The organism is Paramesorhizobium deserti, from assembly GCF_001558695.1.
Lineage (GTDB): Bacteria > Pseudomonadota > Alphaproteobacteria > Rhizobiales > Rhizobiaceae > Paramesorhizobium > Paramesorhizobium deserti.
Genome location: NZ_LNTU01000040.1, coordinates 1 through 16897 on the forward strand (window position 1 = coordinate 1; position 16897 = coordinate 16897).

Consider the following 16897-nt stretch of genomic DNA (forward strand, 5'->3'; position numbering starts at 1 on the left):
CCCTGCTGACTGCGGTCTGGCCCCGCGACAGCCATTTTGCCAGGCAGTGCCTTGCCCGCCTTGACCGGGCCTATGTCGAGGCCCGCTATGCATACCGCTACGAAATCACCGGTGAAGAACTGGCCTGGCTCACCGAGCGTGTGAAGGTGCTGCAGGAGACCACCGCCGCGATCTGCGCTGCCCACCTCAATGGTCTCGACTGCGCGGGAATGGAGAAAGCCGAGCCGCGCCATGACCATCAGGAGACCTGAGCGTCAGTCACTGTCATGGATCAGAGTCCGAGCCCCCGCCTGGACGTCGGCTATCTTTCCAACAAAATGTGAAACTCTGGCTGCCGTCCGCGGCACCTGAGCATTGCGCGGGTGCGTTGGCTTTCATCATGCTCGGCCGCCTCGATGCAAATCGACTCGCGGCCCTATTTCGATAGGAACCGCTTAGCGCCCAATTCCGGACATTTCGGCCGCACGCGGAATCAACCGCGAGGCGGCCTTCTTCACACGCGCAGAACCGCACAACCATAGGGTCCCAGAACCAGCCGGCCGTTCACCGGATCGCCCGAAAGGAGGTCCGTTCCAGCGGGAACAGAGCTCAATTCGACCGGCCCCGCATCGCAATTCAGCAGGAAAAGCAACTTCCTGTCTTCCGCCCCCCTTAGGACGACCTCCACGGCAGACGGCAAGTCCGGCACCAGCGGCTGGACAACCGCGTCGAGGACATGGTCCACCAGACCTTCGACGAGGGACCCGGTCAGGGAGGTCCCGACGTAGCAGGCCCGGCCCTTGCCGACCTTCCGGCTCGTCACCGCAGCCCTGCCGCTCGCAAAGCGGTTCGACCAGTGCCCCAGAACCTCGACGTCGTCATCGAACACGAGAATCTCGTAAAGATGTGCGGCCTCGTGCTCCTGGTTACCCAAGGTGAAACGATAGCGCCTTGATGCAGAACTGGACGGCAGGCGCTTTGCCGGGTTGTGAAGGCCGAACTCGGTTCCATGGAGGCCGAACAACCCGTCAGCGCCGGGCTCCGTGACCCGGCCGAATTCCTCGACGCGCACGCCGCAGAGTTTCGACAGGCCCGGGCCGGGGGCAAGGTCGGTCGGGATGTGATTGTTCTCATCCCGCGTGCCGGTCATCGCCCCAACGACCAGAGTTCCGCCATTGCGGACGAAAGCCTCGACATTCGCGTTCCACGCCTGCTTCCACATGACCCAATGCGGTACGTGGAGCACCTTGATCCTCGCAAGATCGTCCTCGGGATGGATGAAGCCGCAGGCGATACCCTTCGAGTAGCAGTAGCGATGGAGCAGCGGTCCATCCTCAAGCGGGCTCCGGCCATGTCAGGGTACGGTGTCGATATCTGTCTGTCTGAACTCATCTGCCGTGGCCAGAATGGGTACGTTGTAATATTTGGCGCATGCATAATGCAGGCAATCACCGAGATTGAGGCCCCGGCGGCCCACGCGATAGCGATGCGCGGCGGTAAGAGCGATCCGGGTTGTCGCGTCCGCGGGCGGCAGATCGCGGATTTCGATTCCGCGCTCTTCGAGGAACTCGATGACGATCGGTTCCACCTCCACTACGGCGAGGCCAAACTTGTCGGGGCGCGCAAGGCCGAGCACCGCCTCAAGCACGGCAACCGGGGAGGTAAAGGCGGCCTTCGCTGACGAGATCGCAGCGGAGACGCGCTCCGCTTCCGGCTCGTCGGAGAGAAGCGCGATGATGGCGCAGGCATCGACGAACATCAGCTTTCCCACAGTTCGTCATAGGCTTCACGGGGAAGCGGCTGCCTGGCTGCCGCATCGAGTTTGACGCCATGTTGTTCGCGGAGCCGGGCAGCGGTCTCTAGTGGGGTCTCCTTGTGACGCCGACGTTCAATCGCCTCCTTCATGGCGATCACGATCGCATCGGTAATGCTGACGCCGGCCATATGGGCGAACTTGCGCGTGAGCGCGTCCGCTTCCGGATTGTTGACGTTGATCGGCATGGCTCACTCCATGTAGATAATCTCAGAAAATAATGTAGATCGCTTCGCCCATTTCTGCAAGGTTTCTTGCAACGAGGGGCGAGAAAGACCGCATGACCGAATGGGAAAGGCGCCGCGCGCGCCCCGTCTGCCATCGAAGCCTGGAACCATCACGCTGCTGTCAATCGGCTCGGAATGCGGACCCTGGATCGGCGTCCAAACGGGGGTCTGACGCGATCTCGATGATTTCCGCGATCATGCTGCGCCGATCAGCCTTACCTGGAGAAGATCGATCTTGCCGCGCCCATAGATCTGGCGCTTCACCAGTTTCAGCTTCGTGATCTGTCCTTCCGTCTGGCCGTTCGACCACGGCTCGATGATCGCAGCACGGACAGCGGCTTTGTCGCGCGCGATGCCGCTGGCGAAAGAGGCGATCAGGCTAACACTGACTTCGGCGATCCAGGGTTCGAAATCGGCGGCGATGATCACGGTATCCGCCTTGCTCAGATGATCGCGCGCCATGGTCATCGAGCGGGCAACCGTCCTGGCCGACGGAACCTTGCGCAACTGATCGGACGCTTGCTCCGCCCGCCGACGCCGCGTAGCCCATTCGGCGACGACGCGCAGAGCCCCCCGGAAGCCTCGCGCCTTCAACCGCCGCCAGAGTTCGGCACCGTTGCGGCAGCCCAAGGCCCATTGCTCGTCGAGAAAGGGAAGATGGGCGTCGAGTGAATTTTGCCGGACCCGGAACGCGTCGGTTCGCTCGCCGCGCACGATCTGGCGGACGAGCTTTCGGCTGTGGCCGATGCGACACACGATCTCCTTGATCGGGATGCCGCCCGCAGCGAGCTTCATGACGGCAGCGTTCGTCTCCTCACGCCGCAGAAAGCCTTCATACTGCAGCCTCTCCGTGCAGGTGAGCAGTTCCGGATCGACCTTGCCGGTCCCGATTGCAGTCCGGATCGCCCGCATCGACTTGCGTACGGCATCGAGGAACGCGGCGCTGGCATTTTCCATCAGGTGCCAGCGGTCGGCGACCTGGACCGCGTCCGACAGGGCTTTCGCTGTCGCTTCTCCGTACCCGCCGCCGCGATCGCGCGCCACGATCGTGATACCGGGATAATCGGCCAACCACGCCTCCACCGTTGCAGTTTCCCGATCGGGCAAGAGTGTCACGATCCTGCGCCGTTCCACGTTCCAGGTCACATACGATGCTGCCGTAGCGGTGGTTGCGGCGGAACGCCCAAGCGTGTAGCCGAAGCCGTCATTGTCGCGTGCCAGATTACGGCTGGCGGCGCCCGACGACAGATCGCTGTCATACCACATGGCCTGCCTGCCCGTCGACATAGACGCCGCCGGCGCCGATGCATGTGAGGGTGCTGCCGATGCCATAGCCAGTGGTGTCGGCCTTGCCGCGGCCATGGGAGGAGGAGACGTCGGTGGAGACGGTGCGCAATCACGAGCTCATCGTAAACAGCACCAATGAATTGGGGCTAGCAAGCGCATCTCCCTATATTGTATGACATAGTACCAACATTCTGATGTTAGGGAGCGAGATGAGACGAAGACGCGACAGTTTGGCAAGCGTTGTGGCGAAAGATATCGCCCAACGCATCGACACAGGTGAATATGCGGTGGGAGCCAGAATTCCCATCGAGACGGAGTTTTGTGAGATCTACAATGTCAGCAGGACAGTCGTTCGGGAAGCGATCGCCTATCTTCGTTCCGAAGGGCTGGTCGATTCTCGCCAGGGAATTGGGGCCTTCGTTACCGGCCGGGGAAACGTCACCCTGAAGATACCGCCTGAAGCCGCGGAAGAGCTGTCTGAAATCATCGACATTCTTGAGCTGCGGATCGGCGTCGAAGTCGAATCTGCAGGTCTCGCGGCGCAACGTGCGAACCGAGACGAATTAGATAAGATACTGGAGAACCTTGAGAAAACGGCGGACCCGGATGCTTTCAACCAGAATCCGCGCCAGCTTGATTTCAATTTTCACAAGGCGATCGCCCTCGCCTCGGGCAACGCATACATGCCCCGTTTCATGGATTTCGTCGGGCCGGTGATCATTCCACGTAGCCAGTTAATCCACTCTACCGTGCCGAAGATCACCCGGGAGTATCTTGCCAAGATGACGGACGAGCACCGGCGCATCGCTGTCGCAATCAAGCGGAAGGACGTGCTCGGCGCGCGCGAAGCGATGCGCTTCCATCTCGCCGGGAGCCTGGAGCGCTATCGGGAACTTCAGCCCGAAAAGTGAGCCATGGCTGAAATTGTCTGTTGACAGTCATCATACAATTGAAATAGTGAACTCCTGTCGAATGGGAGTGAGGTCTTGGGAGCCTTCGGCGCCAGCTGGAGGAAACCCGACTTTTTTCAACGGCGCCAACACAGGCTCCGATACAAGGGAAGGCCCATAACCTATCGAGCTGGAAATTTGGCACTCAATGCCAATGGGAGGAGCGATGGGACATCTAAGGAGTTTTTATCTGAGGTTGCTGGAGTACGTGGTTATCACCAGCATCCTCACAATCCTGCTTCTTATCTTTGCGAATGTTTTCCTGCGCTATGCATTCAACTCGGGCATATTTCTGGCCGAGGGCATCGCGCGATTGCTGTTCGTATGGATGACCTTCATAGGCGCGCTTCTCGTTCTGTATGATCGAGGGCATATCGGCGTCGACATGGCGGTTCGCAGGTTACCTTTGCAGCTGCGCCGCGTGTGCTTCGTGCTGACCCACGGGATCATGATCTATGCCACGTGGCTGCTGCTAAAAGGCAGCTGGGCGCAAGCCCTCATCAATCTTCATGTCGTTTCAACAGAAACGCGGCTTCCGATTGCCCTGCTCTATCTGGCTGGCGTGGCGTTTGCTGCCGCAAGCGGTCTTTTCCTGGTTTGCCAGCTTCTCCTGATGCTCACGGGCAAGCTCACCGATGAGGAACTCGTTGTGAGCGTCGGAGAGGACGAAGCCGAGGCGGATCGGATGGCGTCCGAACTTCATCGAGATGAGCTCGCCAATGCCAGGGGTGGGTTCAAATGACGATCGCGATCTTCACCGGAACGCTGCTCCTCGCAATCGCCATCGGTGCGCCCATTGCCTACGCGCTTATCATCACGGGCGCCGCACTCATGTGGCAGCAAGGGCTATTCGACGGCCAGATTCTGGCGCAGAACATCCTCAACTCAGTTGACAGTTTTGCGATGATTGCGGTCCCGCTGTTCATTCTGGCGGGAGAAGTCATGAATGCCGGAGGGCTTTCCCGCCGCATCATTGCCCTGGCTAAGGCTCTCGTAGGTCACAGGCGGGGAGGATTGGGTTATGTGGCAATCTTCGCGGGCGTGCTGCTCTCGAGTCTCTCTGGCTCCGCTCTCGCTGATGCGGCATCTCTCTCCGCCCTCCTTCTGCCGATGATGGTTGCGGCCGGGCACGACAAGGCGCGCGCCGGCGGTCTCATAGCCTCATCCTCCATAATCGGCCCGATTATCCCCCCGAGCATCGGATTCATTGTATTCGGTGTCGCCACGAACCTGTCCATCAGCAAGCTTTTCCTGGCCGGAATTGCCCCCGGTCTGATGATAGCTGCGGCACTCGCCGCGACATGGTTCTTTGTAGCAAGACGGGAAGACGTCGAAGCAGCTCCGAAAGCAACGGCAGGCGAGCGCCTTTCGGCATTCATCGACAGCCTGTGGGCCCTGATGCTGCCGATCATCATCGTCGTGGGGCTGCGTTTCGGTGTTGTCACACCGACCGAAGCCGCGGCGCTAGCAGCTGCCTATTCGTTGTTCGTAGCGCTTTTTGTCTATCGCGAACTCAAGATCTCGGATCTTCCTGACCTCGCGCTCCGCGCCGGTAAAGTAGCTGCGGGGGTGATGTTTCTGGTAGGGGCCGCGGCCATACCAGCGTGGATGATCACCATCGCCGACATTCCTGGCCAGATCGTGGATATGATCGGTCCGTTCATGGACCATCCGAGACTGCTCGTCCTCGTTCTGATGCTTGTCATCATCGTCGTGGGCACGGCTATGGATCTTACGCCAACGATCCTTCTTCTCGGACCGATCCTTGTGCCGGTTGTCGTTCAAGCGGGTGTGGATCCGATCTACTTCGGCGTTCTGTTCATGATTAACGGCGCAATCGGACTCATTACGCCGCCCGTGGGAACCGTGCTGAACGTGGTCTGCTCCGTTGGCGGCATGAAATATGAGGCGCTGCTAAAAGGCACGTGGCCTTTCTTCCTGGCGCAGCTGCTGGTGCTTTTTCTTCTGGTTGTGTTTCCGGAACTGGTCACAGAGCCAGCTCGCTGGATCGCGCACTGACCGAGTCACGAAGCCTTCAACTTTAACCAAACAAAAGGGGAGTAAAATGAAACGACTTGTTGGAATGGCCATGGCCCTCGCGCTGCTGGTCGGCGGCGCCGAGGCACAGGAATACCAAAATCGCACGATCAAGTTTGCGGCAACCGGGCAGGAAGGCACGCCTCCTGTTCTGGGAATGCATATCTTCGCCGAGAAGCTGGCCGAACGCAGCGGTGGCAAGCTCAACACGCGCGTCTTCTCGAATGGTGTGTTGGGAGGTGACGTGCAGGTGCTCTCATCACTTCAGGGCGGTGTCGTGGAAATGATGGTCTGGAATGCCGGCAACATGATCGCCCAGGAGAAGGACTTCGGGATATTCGACCTTCCCTTCATCTATCAGGATGCGGACGTCATGGACCGCCTACTCGATGGCGAGGTCGGCAAGTCGCTGACCGACAAGCTGCCTGCCCACGGCGTTATCGGGCTCGCCTTCTGGGAGCAGGGCTTCCGCCTCCTCTCGAACAACCGGCGCGAGGTCCACAATCTCTCTGACATATCTGGTCTGAAGATCCGGGTGCAGCAGAATCCCTTGCTGGCGGACATGTGGGCGGCTTTAGGAGCAAACCCGACGCCGCTGGCCATCACCGAGCTCTACACTGCACTCGAGACCGGAGCAGTTGACGGTCAGGAAACCACCGCACCTTTCATGCTCGGCTCGAAATACTATGAGGTGCAAAAATATATCACTGTTACGCGACACAACTACAATCCTCAGATCGTCCTGATCGGGAAACCGTTCTGGGATCAGCTTAATGACGACGAAAAGGCCTTGATCATCGAAGTCGCGCGTGAGACCGCCATCGAGCAGCGCAAGATCTCGCGCGAGGCACAAACCACGGCACTCGACAAGATACGCGCCGCTGGCAATGTCGTCACCGATCTGGACCCGGCCGCCCTGGCCGAGATGCAGAAGGCCGTTGAGCCAGTCATCGAAAAATACGCCAAAACCTTCGATCCGGAACTCACCAAGACTGTTTTCGAGGCAGTTGGCTTCTCCCTTAACTGAAAAATCAAGCCGCACACGGCACGCCCGTGTGCGGCTCCAACCTGACCGGATTTGCTCATGAAGATCTCCTTTGCCCAATTCTCCCCTGTTCACGGGGGCACCGCCGCCACAACACGCCTTGTCGCGCAAAAGGTCCGCGAAGCGGCTATAGACGGAGCGCAGCTTATTGCGTTTCCCGAGTGCTTCCTGACTGGCGGCTCTTTCGACGATCGCGAAAGCCTGCTGAATGCGGCCGTCAATATCGAGCGCGGCGATCTGGAGCCGATCATCGCCGCCGCACGTGAGACAGGAATATTGGTCGTGGTGGGCTTCTATCAGGCCAAAGGCGACCAAGCGCTCAATACGGCAGCTGTCATCGGCCCTGAAGGCATAATCGGACTGCATCATAAGATGCACCTGCCCTTCATGATCGGCGACCGGTTCGCGGAAATCCCCGATGTCAAAGGGCCTTCGGTATTCGATACGCCCATCGGAAGGATCGGCGTCGCAATTTGTTACGAAATCCGGTTCCCCGAAGTTGCGCGGACACTGGCGCTGGAAGGGGCCGAACTTATCGTTCTTCCGGCAGCGTGGCCTGAGGCGGCACGCATCCTGCCGGATCTGTTCACGACAGTGAGGGCTGCGGAGAACTTCGTGTTCCTGCTGGCGGTGAACCGCAATGACATAGACCAGGGGATGGCCTTCATGGGATCCAGTCATGTCATCGGACCGGACGGGCGCGAAATCATCAATGCCGGCATGAAGGATGGCATTTTCTCGGTCGACATAGATATCGATAGTGCTCGCGTTAAGTCGATCATCCGGGAGCCTGGCGTTTACGAGGTACATCCGTTCCGAGACAGGAGGCCGCAGGACTACCGGATCTGCGCGATGCCCAGTGCGGTCTGATGCAATGCTCGATAGTTCGGCCTTGAGACAGAAACTCCAGGCAAACGAAGTCGTTTTTGGCATCAACGTCTATTCCGGCGCCCCGGCCGCAGTCGAAATTGCGGGACAAAAGGGACTCGATTTCGTGTTCATCGATGCCGAGCACACGGTGCTGGGTCTCGATTCGCCCATGGAGCGCATGATCCTTGCTGCGCGGCTCGCAGGTACTGCTCCCCTGGTGCGTGTACCCGACAGCGGCGCGGTGGGATTGCGCAAGGCGCTCGAACTGGGCGCGGCAGGTGTCATTGTCCCCCAGGTCCATACGGCGGAACAAATGCGGAGAATAATTGCCGCGACCAAATTCCCCCCGCTCGGACGACGAGGTGGAGATAGCTCCGTTCGTTCCGCCGGCTATGGGGGCCCAGGCTTTGATTGGTCCTCCTATACCGAGCAGGCGAACCGCGAAACGCTGATTATTCCGATGGCAGAGAGCTTCGAGTTTTTCGAGGAGATCGACGACATACTCGATGTTCCGGGAATCGATGCGGTCCATTTCGGTCCGGCTGATTATGCGCTTTCCCGCGGAATCGAAGTGGATTACGCGATGAACCATTCAGTGGTTCGGATGGCGATGCGTGAGCTTGTTTCCAAATGCCGACCACGGGGGATCAAGGTGATGCTGCCTTGCTTTCCTGCCGAGAGCACCAAGGTACAGGAGCTGATGTCCGAAGGCGGGGACATGCTACTTCTGGGCAATGATCTGGGTTTTCTACACCAAGGTTGCGCGAATGCCGCGAGCATCGCCCTTAGCACGCGGAGACAAGCATGATGATCGTGCATCCGCGTGCAGCAGCGTCTGATGACGCGGATCTGTTCAACATGTTGGCGAAGGTGCAGCCTGCATCTCTCGGCCATTATCTTGCTTCCGGTTCCATACCGTCCGGAATCCGGGCGCTAGCGCCCGTGCAGCGTATGGTCGGGCGTGCCATGACGGTCAAGCAGCCTCTCCCGGACGGCGTACCGGTACACCTCGCACTCGATGAGCTTCGTGAGGGTGATATTCTCGTCATTGATCGACAGAGCGACCATCAGGTCGCATGCGTCGGGGAGATGGTCGCACGTGCCGCGTTTCACGCCGGCGCAGCCGGTATCGTCGTGGACGGCGTTGTCACGGATATCGAGGAGCTCGCTGCGCTTGGGTTGCCGGTCTATGCGCGCGGCACAAGCGTGATCACCACGCGATCACTTGGCGTGCCCGGCGCAGAACTGTTTGGAACAGTATCGATCGGGGGCGTGGCGGTTTCAACCGGAGACATTCTGTTCGGGGACATGAACGGCATTCTGTGCCTCGGCGTCTCGCACGTCGACCTTCAAGACTTGATCGAACGCGCCTTAGCCGATGAACGGAGAGAAGTCGAATGGCGACAAAGGTTGGCTGCCGGCGAATCTCTGGCTGACTTGAACGGAACTCGGCAGCGTGCAGCGAGTGTCTGCTCTGTGGCGGTCACTCCTTGATTTGGCATCTGCTGCACGCCTCGCGTGGCTCGGACCCGTGTTCTCCAGACCGTCGAGGTGAGTGTTCCGCAATCGTTGACTGGGAGAGCCGGCTTGACAACCTGTCCATGATACCGCTCTACGTATCATTATAACTTTCCGAACTTCGCAAGACGCGGGCATAGCTCATTCCGCGTGTCACCGACGCCGGAAAGAAGTGGTAAGCAAGAACGGTCACCGAGCATGGAAAGAATATCAAGCGATAACAATCGCCGGCGTTATGGGACGCTGACCCGTCATGTCCACGACACGCTTAGAGAGGGCATACTCGACGGCAATCCCGCACCCGGCGAGAAACTGCCGAGTGAAGCCCAGTTGATTGAGCGTTTCAATGTGAGCCGAACTGTCGTGCGCGAGGCGATTGCCCATCTGCGCGAGGAAGGACTGGTCGATCCACGCCGGGGAGCTGGCGTGTTCGTAATAGAACCTGCCGATGCCGTCGGCCCTGCATTGGCCGGGATCGATTCTAACCGTATTTCTTCGGTTGTTGAGGGATTGGAAGTCCGTACCGCCATTGAGGTAGAGGCAGCCTATCTCGCCGCCGCGCGGTGCTCGCCGCTTCAGGAGGAAGCGATCATCCGCTGCCATCGCGAAATCGGAAAGCTCATCAAAGAAAGAAAGCCGACCATTGACGCCGACTTCGCTTTCCATCTTGCGATCGCCGAGGCAAGCAACAACCGTCGCTTTATAGAAATATTGAAATCACTGGGAGTCGAGATGGTTCCGCGCGCCGCTCTTGAGGGGCCGGGTGCTGTCACTCCAAACGCTTATCTGGAGCGCCTGCATGAAGAGCATCGCCTGATCGTGAAAGCCATCACGGATCGGGATCAGATGGCCGCGAGGGAAGCGATGCGAGCTCATCTCGCCGGAAGTCAACAGCGCTATCGCTCTTATCTGAACGAAGATACTAACTTATCATAATAAGTTTATTGACATGTATTTTTAAAAGGGCATAACCGTGGTGCAGCGGACATCAGAAAGGTTGTACCATCCATGGATTTCTTGACTCTCAAACAAACCCTCGGGGCCGGCCTTCTGTCGTTCCCGGTCACCCATTTCAATTCCGAAGGGAAATTCAACCCCGACAGTTATGGCGAGCATGTCGAGTGGCTCTCAGGCTTTGGAGCGGCTGCACTCTTTGCCGCAGGCGGAACGGGCGAGTTCTTCTCACTGGCGCCGGACGAAGTTCCTGCGGTCGTCAAGGTCGCCAAGGCAGCGGCAGGCGCAACACCGATTGTAGCGGGCTGCGGTTACGGAACCGAGGTTGCCGTTTTGATCGCGAAAGCTGTCGAGAAAGCTGGCGCGGACGGGATACTTCTACTGCCTCACTACCTGATCGACGCTCCTCAAGAGGGCCTCTATCGTCATATCAAGGCCGTCTGCCAGGCCACCGCGATGGGCGTCATGGTCTATAACCGCGACAACTCGGTCCTGCAGGCAGACACTCTCGCTCGGCTTTGCGATGAATGCCCTAACCTGGTCGGCTTCAAGGATGGCACTGGCGAGATCGGGCTCGTCCGTCAGATTACCGCGAAGATGGGTGACCGGCTTACCTATCTTGGCGGCATGCCGACTGCAGAACTTTTTGCCGACGCTTATCTGGGGGCAGGCTTCACCACTTATTCTTCGGCAGTGTTCAACTTCGTGCCTGGCCTTGCGGTGGAATTCTACGATGCCCTGCGCGCTGGCGAACGGGCCAAGTGCGAACGGATTCTGCTGGATTTCTTCTATCCATTTATGACGATCCGGAACCGGGCTAAAGGCTATGCGGTTTCCGCGATCAAGGCAGGCGTTCGGATTCAGGGGTTCAATGCGGGCCCGGTCCGCCCCCCTCTGAACGATCTTTCGGCCGAAGAGATGGACATGATGGCTGAACTGATCGCGCCATATAAGCGCTGAATGAGTAAAACGGCGTGTCGCCTCGGCCAAATCGGGGCGACGCTTCTCAGGGAGGGACAGAGATTAGCTCCCGGCACCCAGAAGCAGCTCGGTCACGCCTCGGCCGAGATGAACCGCAAGTACCAGCGCCGCCGCGATCGGTTCCGTACCAATCTCACCAGGGCGAGCGGCCTCTGAAAACCCCTCCCCTGCCCGCCAGCAGCTAAGTTGTGGGGTTGAGGCCGGCGAGATTTTCGACGTCGCGCTTTGAAACTTCGCGATCCCATGGCCATCCTGGAAATCCGTCCCCGGAGTTGGGCCATGAGCAACCAAGTCTATGGGTGGGATTGACCTCTTCGATCCGAACACTCATATATGGTCACATATGACCACTTTGCGGAGTGCCCAATGTCGACTGTAAGCTTGAAAGATGCCAAGGCCGGCCTCTCGACCTATGTCGATGAAGCGATCCGGGGCGAGTTCGTGACCATCACGCGGCACGGCAAGCCGGTCGCCGCTCTCGTGCCACTGGCGGCGGCCGAGATCGCGCAACGCACGCTGAAGCCTACACGACGGAGCTTTGCCTCGTATTTGAAAGAATTCCCCGGCGGCGAGTTTGAGCGCAATCGGTCGCCCGCCCGAGAGGTCGACCTTTGAAGGGATACCTCCTCGACACCAATGTCGTCTCCCTTCTGTCACCGTCACAGGGTGAGGCGTCGTCAAGGTTTCTTTCTTGGCTCGACGAGGCTGACGCAAAGGCAGAACTCTTTCTGTCGGTGGTGACGGTCCACGAGATCGAACGTGGCATCACCCTGCTTGAACGTAAGGGCGCCACGGCGAAGGCGAGAGAGTTGCGGCGTTGGATGGATGGCCTCGTTTCCATTTATGAGGATCGCATTCTTCCTATCAACGCGGTAGTCTCCACGAGCTCCGGCCAGCTCGAAGCCGCGGCGGTTTCGTCTGGACATAGTCCGGGAATGGCGGACGCACTCATCGCCGGAACCGCGCGTGCGCACAATTTGACAGTCGTGACCTCCAACCTCCACCACTTCGGCCATTTTGGCGTTGATGTCATGCCCGCACCGGTTTAAGGCTGCGAAGTCAAGTCAGCGCTAAGGCGGCGCCGGACCGCAGATATCAGCGCCGACGCGATCGGTTCCGCGCAGCCTCTCCCTTACTAAGTGCGGAATGGTCCACGAGGATCTTGGCACCGCCAGCGAATGACCATTCGAAACTCGCTACCGCCTCTTTGGGCCGACAGACTAGCCCATCGTGGATTTGTCGCCTGGTTATCCTCGTGGTCAGCCGCAGGTGGCGCGCTCCAGTGTTCCAGCAGACGTTGTGAAGAGGTTCAAACGCGTCTCGCGGTAGTCCTCGGTATGGGGCTGGCCCGGACCTATGCCCCGCACGACACTGGACCGTTGACCTCGGCCCAACTGATGATCGAGATGTGTGGACGGAAATTGAGGATCATCTCGCCAAGAACGACGTGCGCGGGGCGGCAGCTCTTCTCAGGCACTATCTGGAACACTTCTCCGAGGAGGCCTATGATCGGCTGCGCGCAAATGTGAAATTTCGTGGCGATGCCCAGTTCATGCTTGGCGACCTTTTGCCGAACGCCACCGCAACGTTTGGGACCTTGCTGAAGAAATCGAAATCGGCGGCCAACTCTTGGAACAAAAGGATGTTGTCGAGCGCATCACATCTATCGAAGCGGCTTTCTCGGAGGCAAAGGTCAAGACCGGCTATGACAACTGGCAGGTCAACGCCGCTGTTCACTTCAACGAATGGGCCGACCTGAAGAAGGAAGATTTCGGACCGGTTGTGGCGGCGTTTCGGGAGTTCACCAATTCGTATGCGTGCGACGCCTGCGGCGAAAGTATTCAGTCTCACCGGAACGCGGCAAGAAGGAAGCGCTGCGTTGCGGATGTGGCAAACTGAACCTCAATCTACTCGAAAAAAGCGCCTAACTGGCGCTACCAGCCCTATGCCTCTAAGACCATGAAGACTGGTCTTTCGGAAGCCGGCCGTCGGGATCATGGACGGCTACTGAATCCGCGCCCGTCAGATTCGCAGGATATAGGACGAGGTTCGTCCCTCCGATATGACGCAAAGATGGGAAAAGCAATCCGCGTAGCCCGGACGAAATAACGGCATCAGCGAGTTTCCACGATGCCGGAACGTTCTTGTCGATACGTGCAATTTTGCGCCACTGGCAATCCCACTCATTCCATGCGGGATCCCAGTGATCTGGATCGAACCCCTCGGATAGATCGGCAACCTCTTCCAACGTAATCTTATATGCTGCGAGGGTGGCGGGCGGCGTGATGGTGGCGCCCTGCCGATATTCCTCAAGCGCTGTTTGCGGAGCCTTCGACAGGTACAACGCTTCGACGCCAGGCCGATTGAAGCGGCCGCCATCACCTGCTGCTCCGGCCCCGCTCGTCGGCAGGAACGCCCATCGCGGTGTAAGATATCGATGGTAGACGGCGTCTGGACCGATGCGGGTGATCTTCACCCACGGGCTCCGTTCTCAAGATCGCGAATATAGGCCAGGACGGCATCAGCATGACCATCCGCGACGAGCTCGGCCGCAGTATGGTGGTCGTAGTCGGCGATCGGCTCATTTCGATACCAGTAGATCGCTTTCTGGATATCGCCTGTTAGTTCAGCAGCAGCCGATATCACCTTAATCATCTCTCGCATCTTTAATTGCAGACGTTCCGATGATGGATTGCGCAGCGTGTTGCGATGGACGCCGGTCAGCTCCGCTAAAGCCATGACCCTTACGCCGAGCACCTCGGAAAAGCGTGCCGGCGAGATATAGGGTGTCCTAGGTTCCTGGAGGCTGTCCACGAACTTCGATACTACTACGTTTGCCTGTTCGGCATGGACGGGTGACATGACTAATCTCCGCACTGTTTGCTGCACAATATATGCACATTTTTGAGCATATCAAGTTAAATCGCGGATGCATCACCTGCCCGCAATGCCCTGAATCGCAACACCGACGTTCAGCAACGCGGATTTGGCGAAGCGACACACGATGAGCGTAAACGGGCATCCTCGATCTGGCCAAGGAGACGCACATAATATCTATGAGCATCAGTTGGAACGAAATCGTCGAGGTTTTTCGGACTCAGCCATGGTGGGTTTCAGCTTGGGCCCTGGACTCTTCGACGCGGGAGAGAACAAGGCAGTCCCTGGCCACTGGTATTGGGATGAACTGAACCGACATGTTCTCTGCCTGATGATTGACCAGGCAATGGGCCGAGAGGCAGCGGAGCTGTTCTGGACTGCATGCCTCGGCGACTATTTTTACGGCGTAATTGAACCGCACCGGATTTGCCGGAGAACGGCGCCTGGTCGTAGGTCAGCGCATAGGCATCGCGCTGGGCCGAGCCGACCCTGATGCCAATGGTGCGGATGCGCCGCCGCGTGACCGAGAGGTCGTGGCCGTTGGCCATCAAGATCGTGTCAGGGCGGGTTACTGACCGCGTTGTCCGCTGATTAAAGGCGGAGAAGCGCAAAACCGCCTTCTGGTGGAGAAGCGACTGGCCGATATCCGCCGGCCATATCTCGGTGCGGATGGCAAGACTATCGTCGACAGAAAATTACTGTGGGTTGTGGTGCTCCACACAGTAGCGAATGAATAGCAACCGTCGTCACTTGCCAGTAATGAAATTTTCAATTACTGTGTACTAATTCACACGGAAAGGATCACCAATGCCGTCACTAGCAGTCACAATGAAAGGGCAGGTCACGCTGAAGCGAGATCTGCTGCAACATCTGGGCATCAAGCCTGGCGAACGGATCGAGTTCGATAAACTTCCCAATGGCGAGCTTCGGGTGAAGGCGGCGAGGCCAACCGGCACCATTGATAACTTCATCGGGCGGCATGCCGGCAAGGCCAGAAAGCCGATGACGATCGAGGAGATGAATGAGATCGCCGCTTCCAGTTGGGCGGGTGAAGAGTGAAAATATCGGTCGATACAAACATCCTCGCTCGCGCTGTGCTGCAGGATGATCCGGCGCAGGGAAAAGCCGCCGGCCAACTGTTGAGGGAAGCGTCGCTGATCGCGGTTTCCTTGCCCTGCCTGTGCGAACTCGTCTGGATATTGCGAAGGGGCGCCAAGCTGACAAAGGAAGAGATTGCGGTAACTATCCGTGATCTGTTGGATGCTGGGAATGTCGTAATGAACCGGCCCGCAGTCGAGGCGGGGCTAGCGATCCTTGAGGCGGGAGGTGATTTTGCGGATGGTATCATGGCCTATGAGGGTAATTGGTTGGGCGGAGAGACTTTCATGTCATTCGACAAACAAGCAGTCGAACTTCTGACTCAGCAGGGAGAGACAGCAAGGCTGCTGTCCTAATCTCACTCACGTGCATTGGAGCATGCTAAAGGAGGCACCACGCTTCCATTCTGCCGTCTCGAACGCCCGTCGCACGGTGCGCGCCATCCTGCGCGAGGCCAGCGTCAAGCTCGGCACGCCCTCGCGCACCGCCTTTGCTGATCGCGTGCGCGAGCTGGGCTGGCACCGACGTCGAGCGATGGGGATGGTCGAGCCGCTGCTTACGATCCTCGGCTCCATGCTCAAGGAGTTCGCCCGCCTGACCAAGCAGGTTCAGGGCATCGTGCGCAAGGAGGAAGTCTGTCGGCGACTGATGAGCGCGCCGGGCGTCGGTCCGATCACCGCGCTCACCTTCCGCGCCACGATCGACCGGCCGGAGCGCTTCGGCTCCTCGCGGGCAGTGGGAGTCCATCTGAGGCTGACGCCGGCGCGATACCAATCCGGTGAGACCGACATACCGGGCCCAGTCAGCCGCTGCGGCGACGAACTTGCCCGCACCGCCCTCTACGAGCACATTCGCTGCTCGTGCGCTCGAAGAAATGATCGAGTTTGCGCGCCTGGGGCATGAACATCGCCAAACGCCGCGGCATGGCGCGAGCCCGCGTTGCGGTCGCCCGCAAACTGGCCATCATCCCGCACCGCATCTGGGCAGACGCAACCGAATTCCGCGTTGGAAAGGAAGCCGCCGGCCCCATATCGGCATGAAAATAGGACAAGGAACAAAAACGAACACAGACAGTGGTTCGCCCAGAGAGGGCGATCCGGATCGTTTCCGTGAGGACGATGGGCAAGGCGATCTCGTTAGCAGGCACGATCCCGGGCGAATTCTCCAAGGCCGTTCAACAGATTGAGACGCCTCGCTCTCCTGACCCCATCATGCGGCGCCCCCGCGCGGACCGCGGAGAGAAGCGAGTGGCCCGCGGGGC

Annotated in this window: 21 protein-coding genes and 3 pseudogenes; 17 read left to right on the top strand and 7 right to left on the bottom strand. The window is 58.9% G+C overall.

From position 1 onward, the window contains the following. A pseudogene (locus tag ATN84_RS27925) lies at nucleotides 1-251 on the top strand (hypothetical protein); the annotation flags it as partial. A gap of 242 nt (nucleotides 252-493) precedes the next feature. On the opposite strand, the gene ATN84_RS23980 reads toward ATN84_RS27925, so the two are convergent. From ATN84_RS23980 to ATN84_RS27120, 5 genes and pseudogenes are all read right to left on the bottom strand, one after another. Beyond that, the gene (locus ATN84_RS23980) at nucleotides 494-1303 is read right to left on the bottom strand and encodes a beta-galactosidase trimerization domain-containing protein (RefSeq protein ID WP_082766469.1); all 810 of its coding nucleotides are present in this window, start codon (nucleotides 1301-1303) and stop codon (nucleotides 494-496) included. 30 nt (nucleotides 1304-1333) lie between these two features. Next, nucleotides 1334-1738: a type II toxin-antitoxin system VapC family toxin gene (locus ATN84_RS23985; protein WP_068885043.1), complete on the bottom strand. Its 405-nt coding sequence runs from the start codon at nucleotides 1736-1738 to the stop codon at nucleotides 1334-1336. Next, complete coding sequence (locus ATN84_RS23990) at nucleotides 1738-1980, bottom strand: type II toxin-antitoxin system VapB family antitoxin (RefSeq protein ID WP_068885044.1); 243 nt, start codon at nucleotides 1978-1980, stop codon at nucleotides 1738-1740. The genes ATN84_RS23985 and ATN84_RS23990 overlap by 1 nt, the downstream gene beginning before the upstream one ends. Before the next feature lie 234 nt (nucleotides 1981-2214). Beyond that, nucleotides 2215-3205 (bottom strand): annotated as a pseudogene (locus ATN84_RS23995) (transposase); the annotation flags it as partial. Between the two features lie 69 nt (nucleotides 3206-3274). Then, entirely contained in the window at nucleotides 3275-3415 is a 141-nt protein-coding gene (locus ATN84_RS27120; protein WP_161939618.1) for an autotransporter outer membrane beta-barrel domain-containing protein, read from the bottom strand. Between the two features lie 133 nt (nucleotides 3416-3548). Between ATN84_RS27120 and ATN84_RS24000 the strand changes: the two genes are divergently transcribed. The 13 genes from ATN84_RS24000 (at nucleotide 3549) to ATN84_RS27930 (ending at nucleotide 13560) form a co-directional block, all read left to right on the top strand. Next, nucleotides 3549-4217 (top strand): FadR/GntR family transcriptional regulator, encoded by a 669-nt coding sequence (locus tag ATN84_RS24000; RefSeq protein ID WP_201026440.1) that lies wholly within the window; start codon nucleotides 3549-3551, stop codon nucleotides 4215-4217. Between the two features lie 205 nt (nucleotides 4218-4422). Beyond that, nucleotides 4423-4998 (top strand): TRAP transporter small permease, encoded by a 576-nt coding sequence (locus tag ATN84_RS24005; RefSeq protein ID WP_068885047.1) that lies wholly within the window; start codon nucleotides 4423-4425, stop codon nucleotides 4996-4998. Further along, nucleotides 4995-6275, top strand: a complete 1281-nt coding sequence (locus tag ATN84_RS24010; RefSeq protein WP_068885048.1) for a TRAP transporter large permease subunit — start codon at nucleotides 4995-4997, stop codon at nucleotides 6273-6275. The genes ATN84_RS24005 and ATN84_RS24010 overlap by 4 nt, the downstream gene beginning before the upstream one ends. Before the next feature lie 70 nt (nucleotides 6276-6345). Then, nucleotides 6346-7320 (top strand): DctP family TRAP transporter solute-binding subunit, encoded by a 975-nt coding sequence (locus ATN84_RS24015; protein WP_244491198.1) that lies wholly within the window; start codon nucleotides 6346-6348, stop codon nucleotides 7318-7320. Nucleotides 7321-7377: 57 nt separating this feature from the next. Beyond that, nucleotides 7378-8208, top strand: coding sequence for a carbon-nitrogen hydrolase family protein (locus tag ATN84_RS24020; RefSeq protein ID WP_068885050.1), 831 nt, complete (start codon nucleotides 7378-7380; stop codon nucleotides 8206-8208). Nucleotides 8209-8230: 22 nt separating this feature from the next. After that, on the top strand, nucleotides 8231-9016 hold the full coding sequence (locus tag ATN84_RS24025; RefSeq protein WP_244491199.1) for an HpcH/HpaI aldolase family protein: 786 nt from the start codon (nucleotides 8231-8233) through the stop codon (nucleotides 9014-9016). Next, nucleotides 9013-9702, top strand: a complete 690-nt coding sequence (locus ATN84_RS24030; RefSeq protein ID WP_244491200.1) for an RraA family protein — start codon at nucleotides 9013-9015, stop codon at nucleotides 9700-9702. The genes ATN84_RS24025 and ATN84_RS24030 overlap by 4 nt, the downstream gene beginning before the upstream one ends. Before the next feature lie 222 nt (nucleotides 9703-9924). Further along, nucleotides 9925-10662 carry a FadR/GntR family transcriptional regulator gene (locus tag ATN84_RS24035; protein ID WP_068885052.1) on the top strand — a complete coding sequence of 246 codons (738 nt, stop codon included), beginning with the start codon at nucleotides 9925-9927 and terminating at the stop codon, nucleotides 10660-10662. 72 nt (nucleotides 10663-10734) lie between these two features. Beyond that, complete coding sequence (gene kdgD, locus ATN84_RS24040) at nucleotides 10735-11640, top strand: 5-dehydro-4-deoxyglucarate dehydratase (protein WP_068885053.1); 906 nt, start codon at nucleotides 10735-10737, stop codon at nucleotides 11638-11640. Then, entirely contained in the window at nucleotides 11641-11817 is a 177-nt protein-coding gene (locus ATN84_RS27610; protein WP_201026445.1) for a hypothetical protein, read from the top strand. 210 nt (nucleotides 11818-12027) lie between these two features. After that, the gene (locus ATN84_RS24045) at nucleotides 12028-12276 is read left to right on the top strand and encodes a type II toxin-antitoxin system Phd/YefM family antitoxin (protein WP_068885054.1); all 249 of its coding nucleotides are present in this window, start codon (nucleotides 12028-12030) and stop codon (nucleotides 12274-12276) included. After that, nucleotides 12273-12710 carry a type II toxin-antitoxin system VapC family toxin gene (locus tag ATN84_RS24050; protein WP_068885055.1) on the top strand — a complete coding sequence of 146 codons (438 nt, stop codon included), beginning with the start codon at nucleotides 12273-12275 and terminating at the stop codon, nucleotides 12708-12710. The genes ATN84_RS24045 and ATN84_RS24050 overlap by 4 nt, the downstream gene beginning before the upstream one ends. A 580-nt stretch (nucleotides 12711-13290) precedes the next feature. After that, nucleotides 13291-13560: a hypothetical protein gene (locus ATN84_RS27930; RefSeq protein WP_068885056.1), complete on the top strand. Its 270-nt coding sequence runs from the start codon at nucleotides 13291-13293 to the stop codon at nucleotides 13558-13560. Nucleotides 13561-13612: 52 nt separating this feature from the next. Here the strand turns inward: ATN84_RS27930 and ATN84_RS24060 are convergent, their stop codons facing one another. After that, complete coding sequence (locus tag ATN84_RS24060) at nucleotides 13613-14137, bottom strand: RES family NAD+ phosphorylase (protein WP_068885057.1); 525 nt, start codon at nucleotides 14135-14137, stop codon at nucleotides 13613-13615. Continuing rightward, entirely contained in the window at nucleotides 14134-14523 is a 390-nt protein-coding gene (locus tag ATN84_RS24065) for a hypothetical protein (protein WP_068885058.1), read from the bottom strand. Before ATN84_RS24065 ends, ATN84_RS24060 begins: the two co-directional genes overlap by 4 nt. 822 nt (nucleotides 14524-15345) lie before the next feature. Between ATN84_RS24065 and ATN84_RS24070 the strand changes: the two genes are divergently transcribed. The 3 genes and pseudogenes from ATN84_RS24070 to ATN84_RS24080 all read left to right on the top strand — a co-directional run. Further along, on the top strand, nucleotides 15346-15597 hold the full coding sequence (locus ATN84_RS24070) for an AbrB/MazE/SpoVT family DNA-binding domain-containing protein (RefSeq protein WP_068885059.1): 252 nt from the start codon (nucleotides 15346-15348) through the stop codon (nucleotides 15595-15597). Further along, entirely contained in the window at nucleotides 15594-15992 is a 399-nt protein-coding gene (locus ATN84_RS24075; protein WP_068885060.1) for a type II toxin-antitoxin system VapC family toxin, read from the top strand. Before ATN84_RS24070 ends, ATN84_RS24075 begins: the two co-directional genes overlap by 4 nt. A gap of 76 nt (nucleotides 15993-16068) precedes the next feature. Next, nucleotides 16069-16676: pseudogene (locus tag ATN84_RS24080) on the top strand (transposase); the annotation flags it as partial. Nucleotides 16677-16897: the final 221 nt, after the last annotated feature.

What these genes read in the sequence shown, in the direction of transcription:
- ATN84_RS23985 (WP_068885043.1), bottom strand. Translation starts at nt 1,738, where the DNA reads ATGTTCGTCGATGCCTGCGCCATCATCGCGCTTCTCTCCGACGAGCCG.
- ATN84_RS23990 (WP_068885044.1), bottom strand. Translation starts at nt 1,980, where the DNA reads ATGCCGATCAACGTCAACAATCCGGAAGCGGACGCGCTCACGCGCAAG.
- ATN84_RS24005 (WP_068885047.1), top strand. Translation starts at nt 4,423, where the DNA reads ATGGGACATCTAAGGAGTTTTTATCTGAGGTTGCTGGAGTACGTGGTT.
- ATN84_RS24010 (WP_068885048.1), top strand. Translation starts at nt 4,995, where the DNA reads ATGACGATCGCGATCTTCACCGGAACGCTGCTCCTCGCAATCGCCATC.
- ATN84_RS24015 (WP_244491198.1), top strand. Translation starts at nt 6,346, where the DNA reads ATGGCCCTCGCGCTGCTGGTCGGCGGCGCCGAGGCACAGGAATACCAA.
- ATN84_RS24020 (WP_068885050.1), top strand. Translation starts at nt 7,378, where the DNA reads ATGAAGATCTCCTTTGCCCAATTCTCCCCTGTTCACGGGGGCACCGCC.
- ATN84_RS24030 (WP_244491200.1), top strand. Translation starts at nt 9,013, where the DNA reads ATGATGATCGTGCATCCGCGTGCAGCAGCGTCTGATGACGCGGATCTG.
- ATN84_RS24035 (WP_068885052.1), top strand. Translation starts at nt 9,925, where the DNA reads ATGGAAAGAATATCAAGCGATAACAATCGCCGGCGTTATGGGACGCTG.
- kdgD (WP_068885053.1), top strand. Translation starts at nt 10,735, where the DNA reads ATGGATTTCTTGACTCTCAAACAAACCCTCGGGGCCGGCCTTCTGTCG.
- ATN84_RS27610 (WP_201026445.1), top strand. Translation starts at nt 11,641, where the DNA reads ATGAGTAAAACGGCGTGTCGCCTCGGCCAAATCGGGGCGACGCTTCTC.
- ATN84_RS24045 (WP_068885054.1), top strand. Translation starts at nt 12,028, where the DNA reads ATGTCGACTGTAAGCTTGAAAGATGCCAAGGCCGGCCTCTCGACCTAT.
- ATN84_RS24065 (WP_068885058.1), bottom strand. Translation starts at nt 14,523, where the DNA reads ATGTCACCCGTCCATGCCGAACAGGCAAACGTAGTAGTATCGAAGTTC.
- ATN84_RS24070 (WP_068885059.1), top strand. Translation starts at nt 15,346, where the DNA reads ATGCCGTCACTAGCAGTCACAATGAAAGGGCAGGTCACGCTGAAGCGA.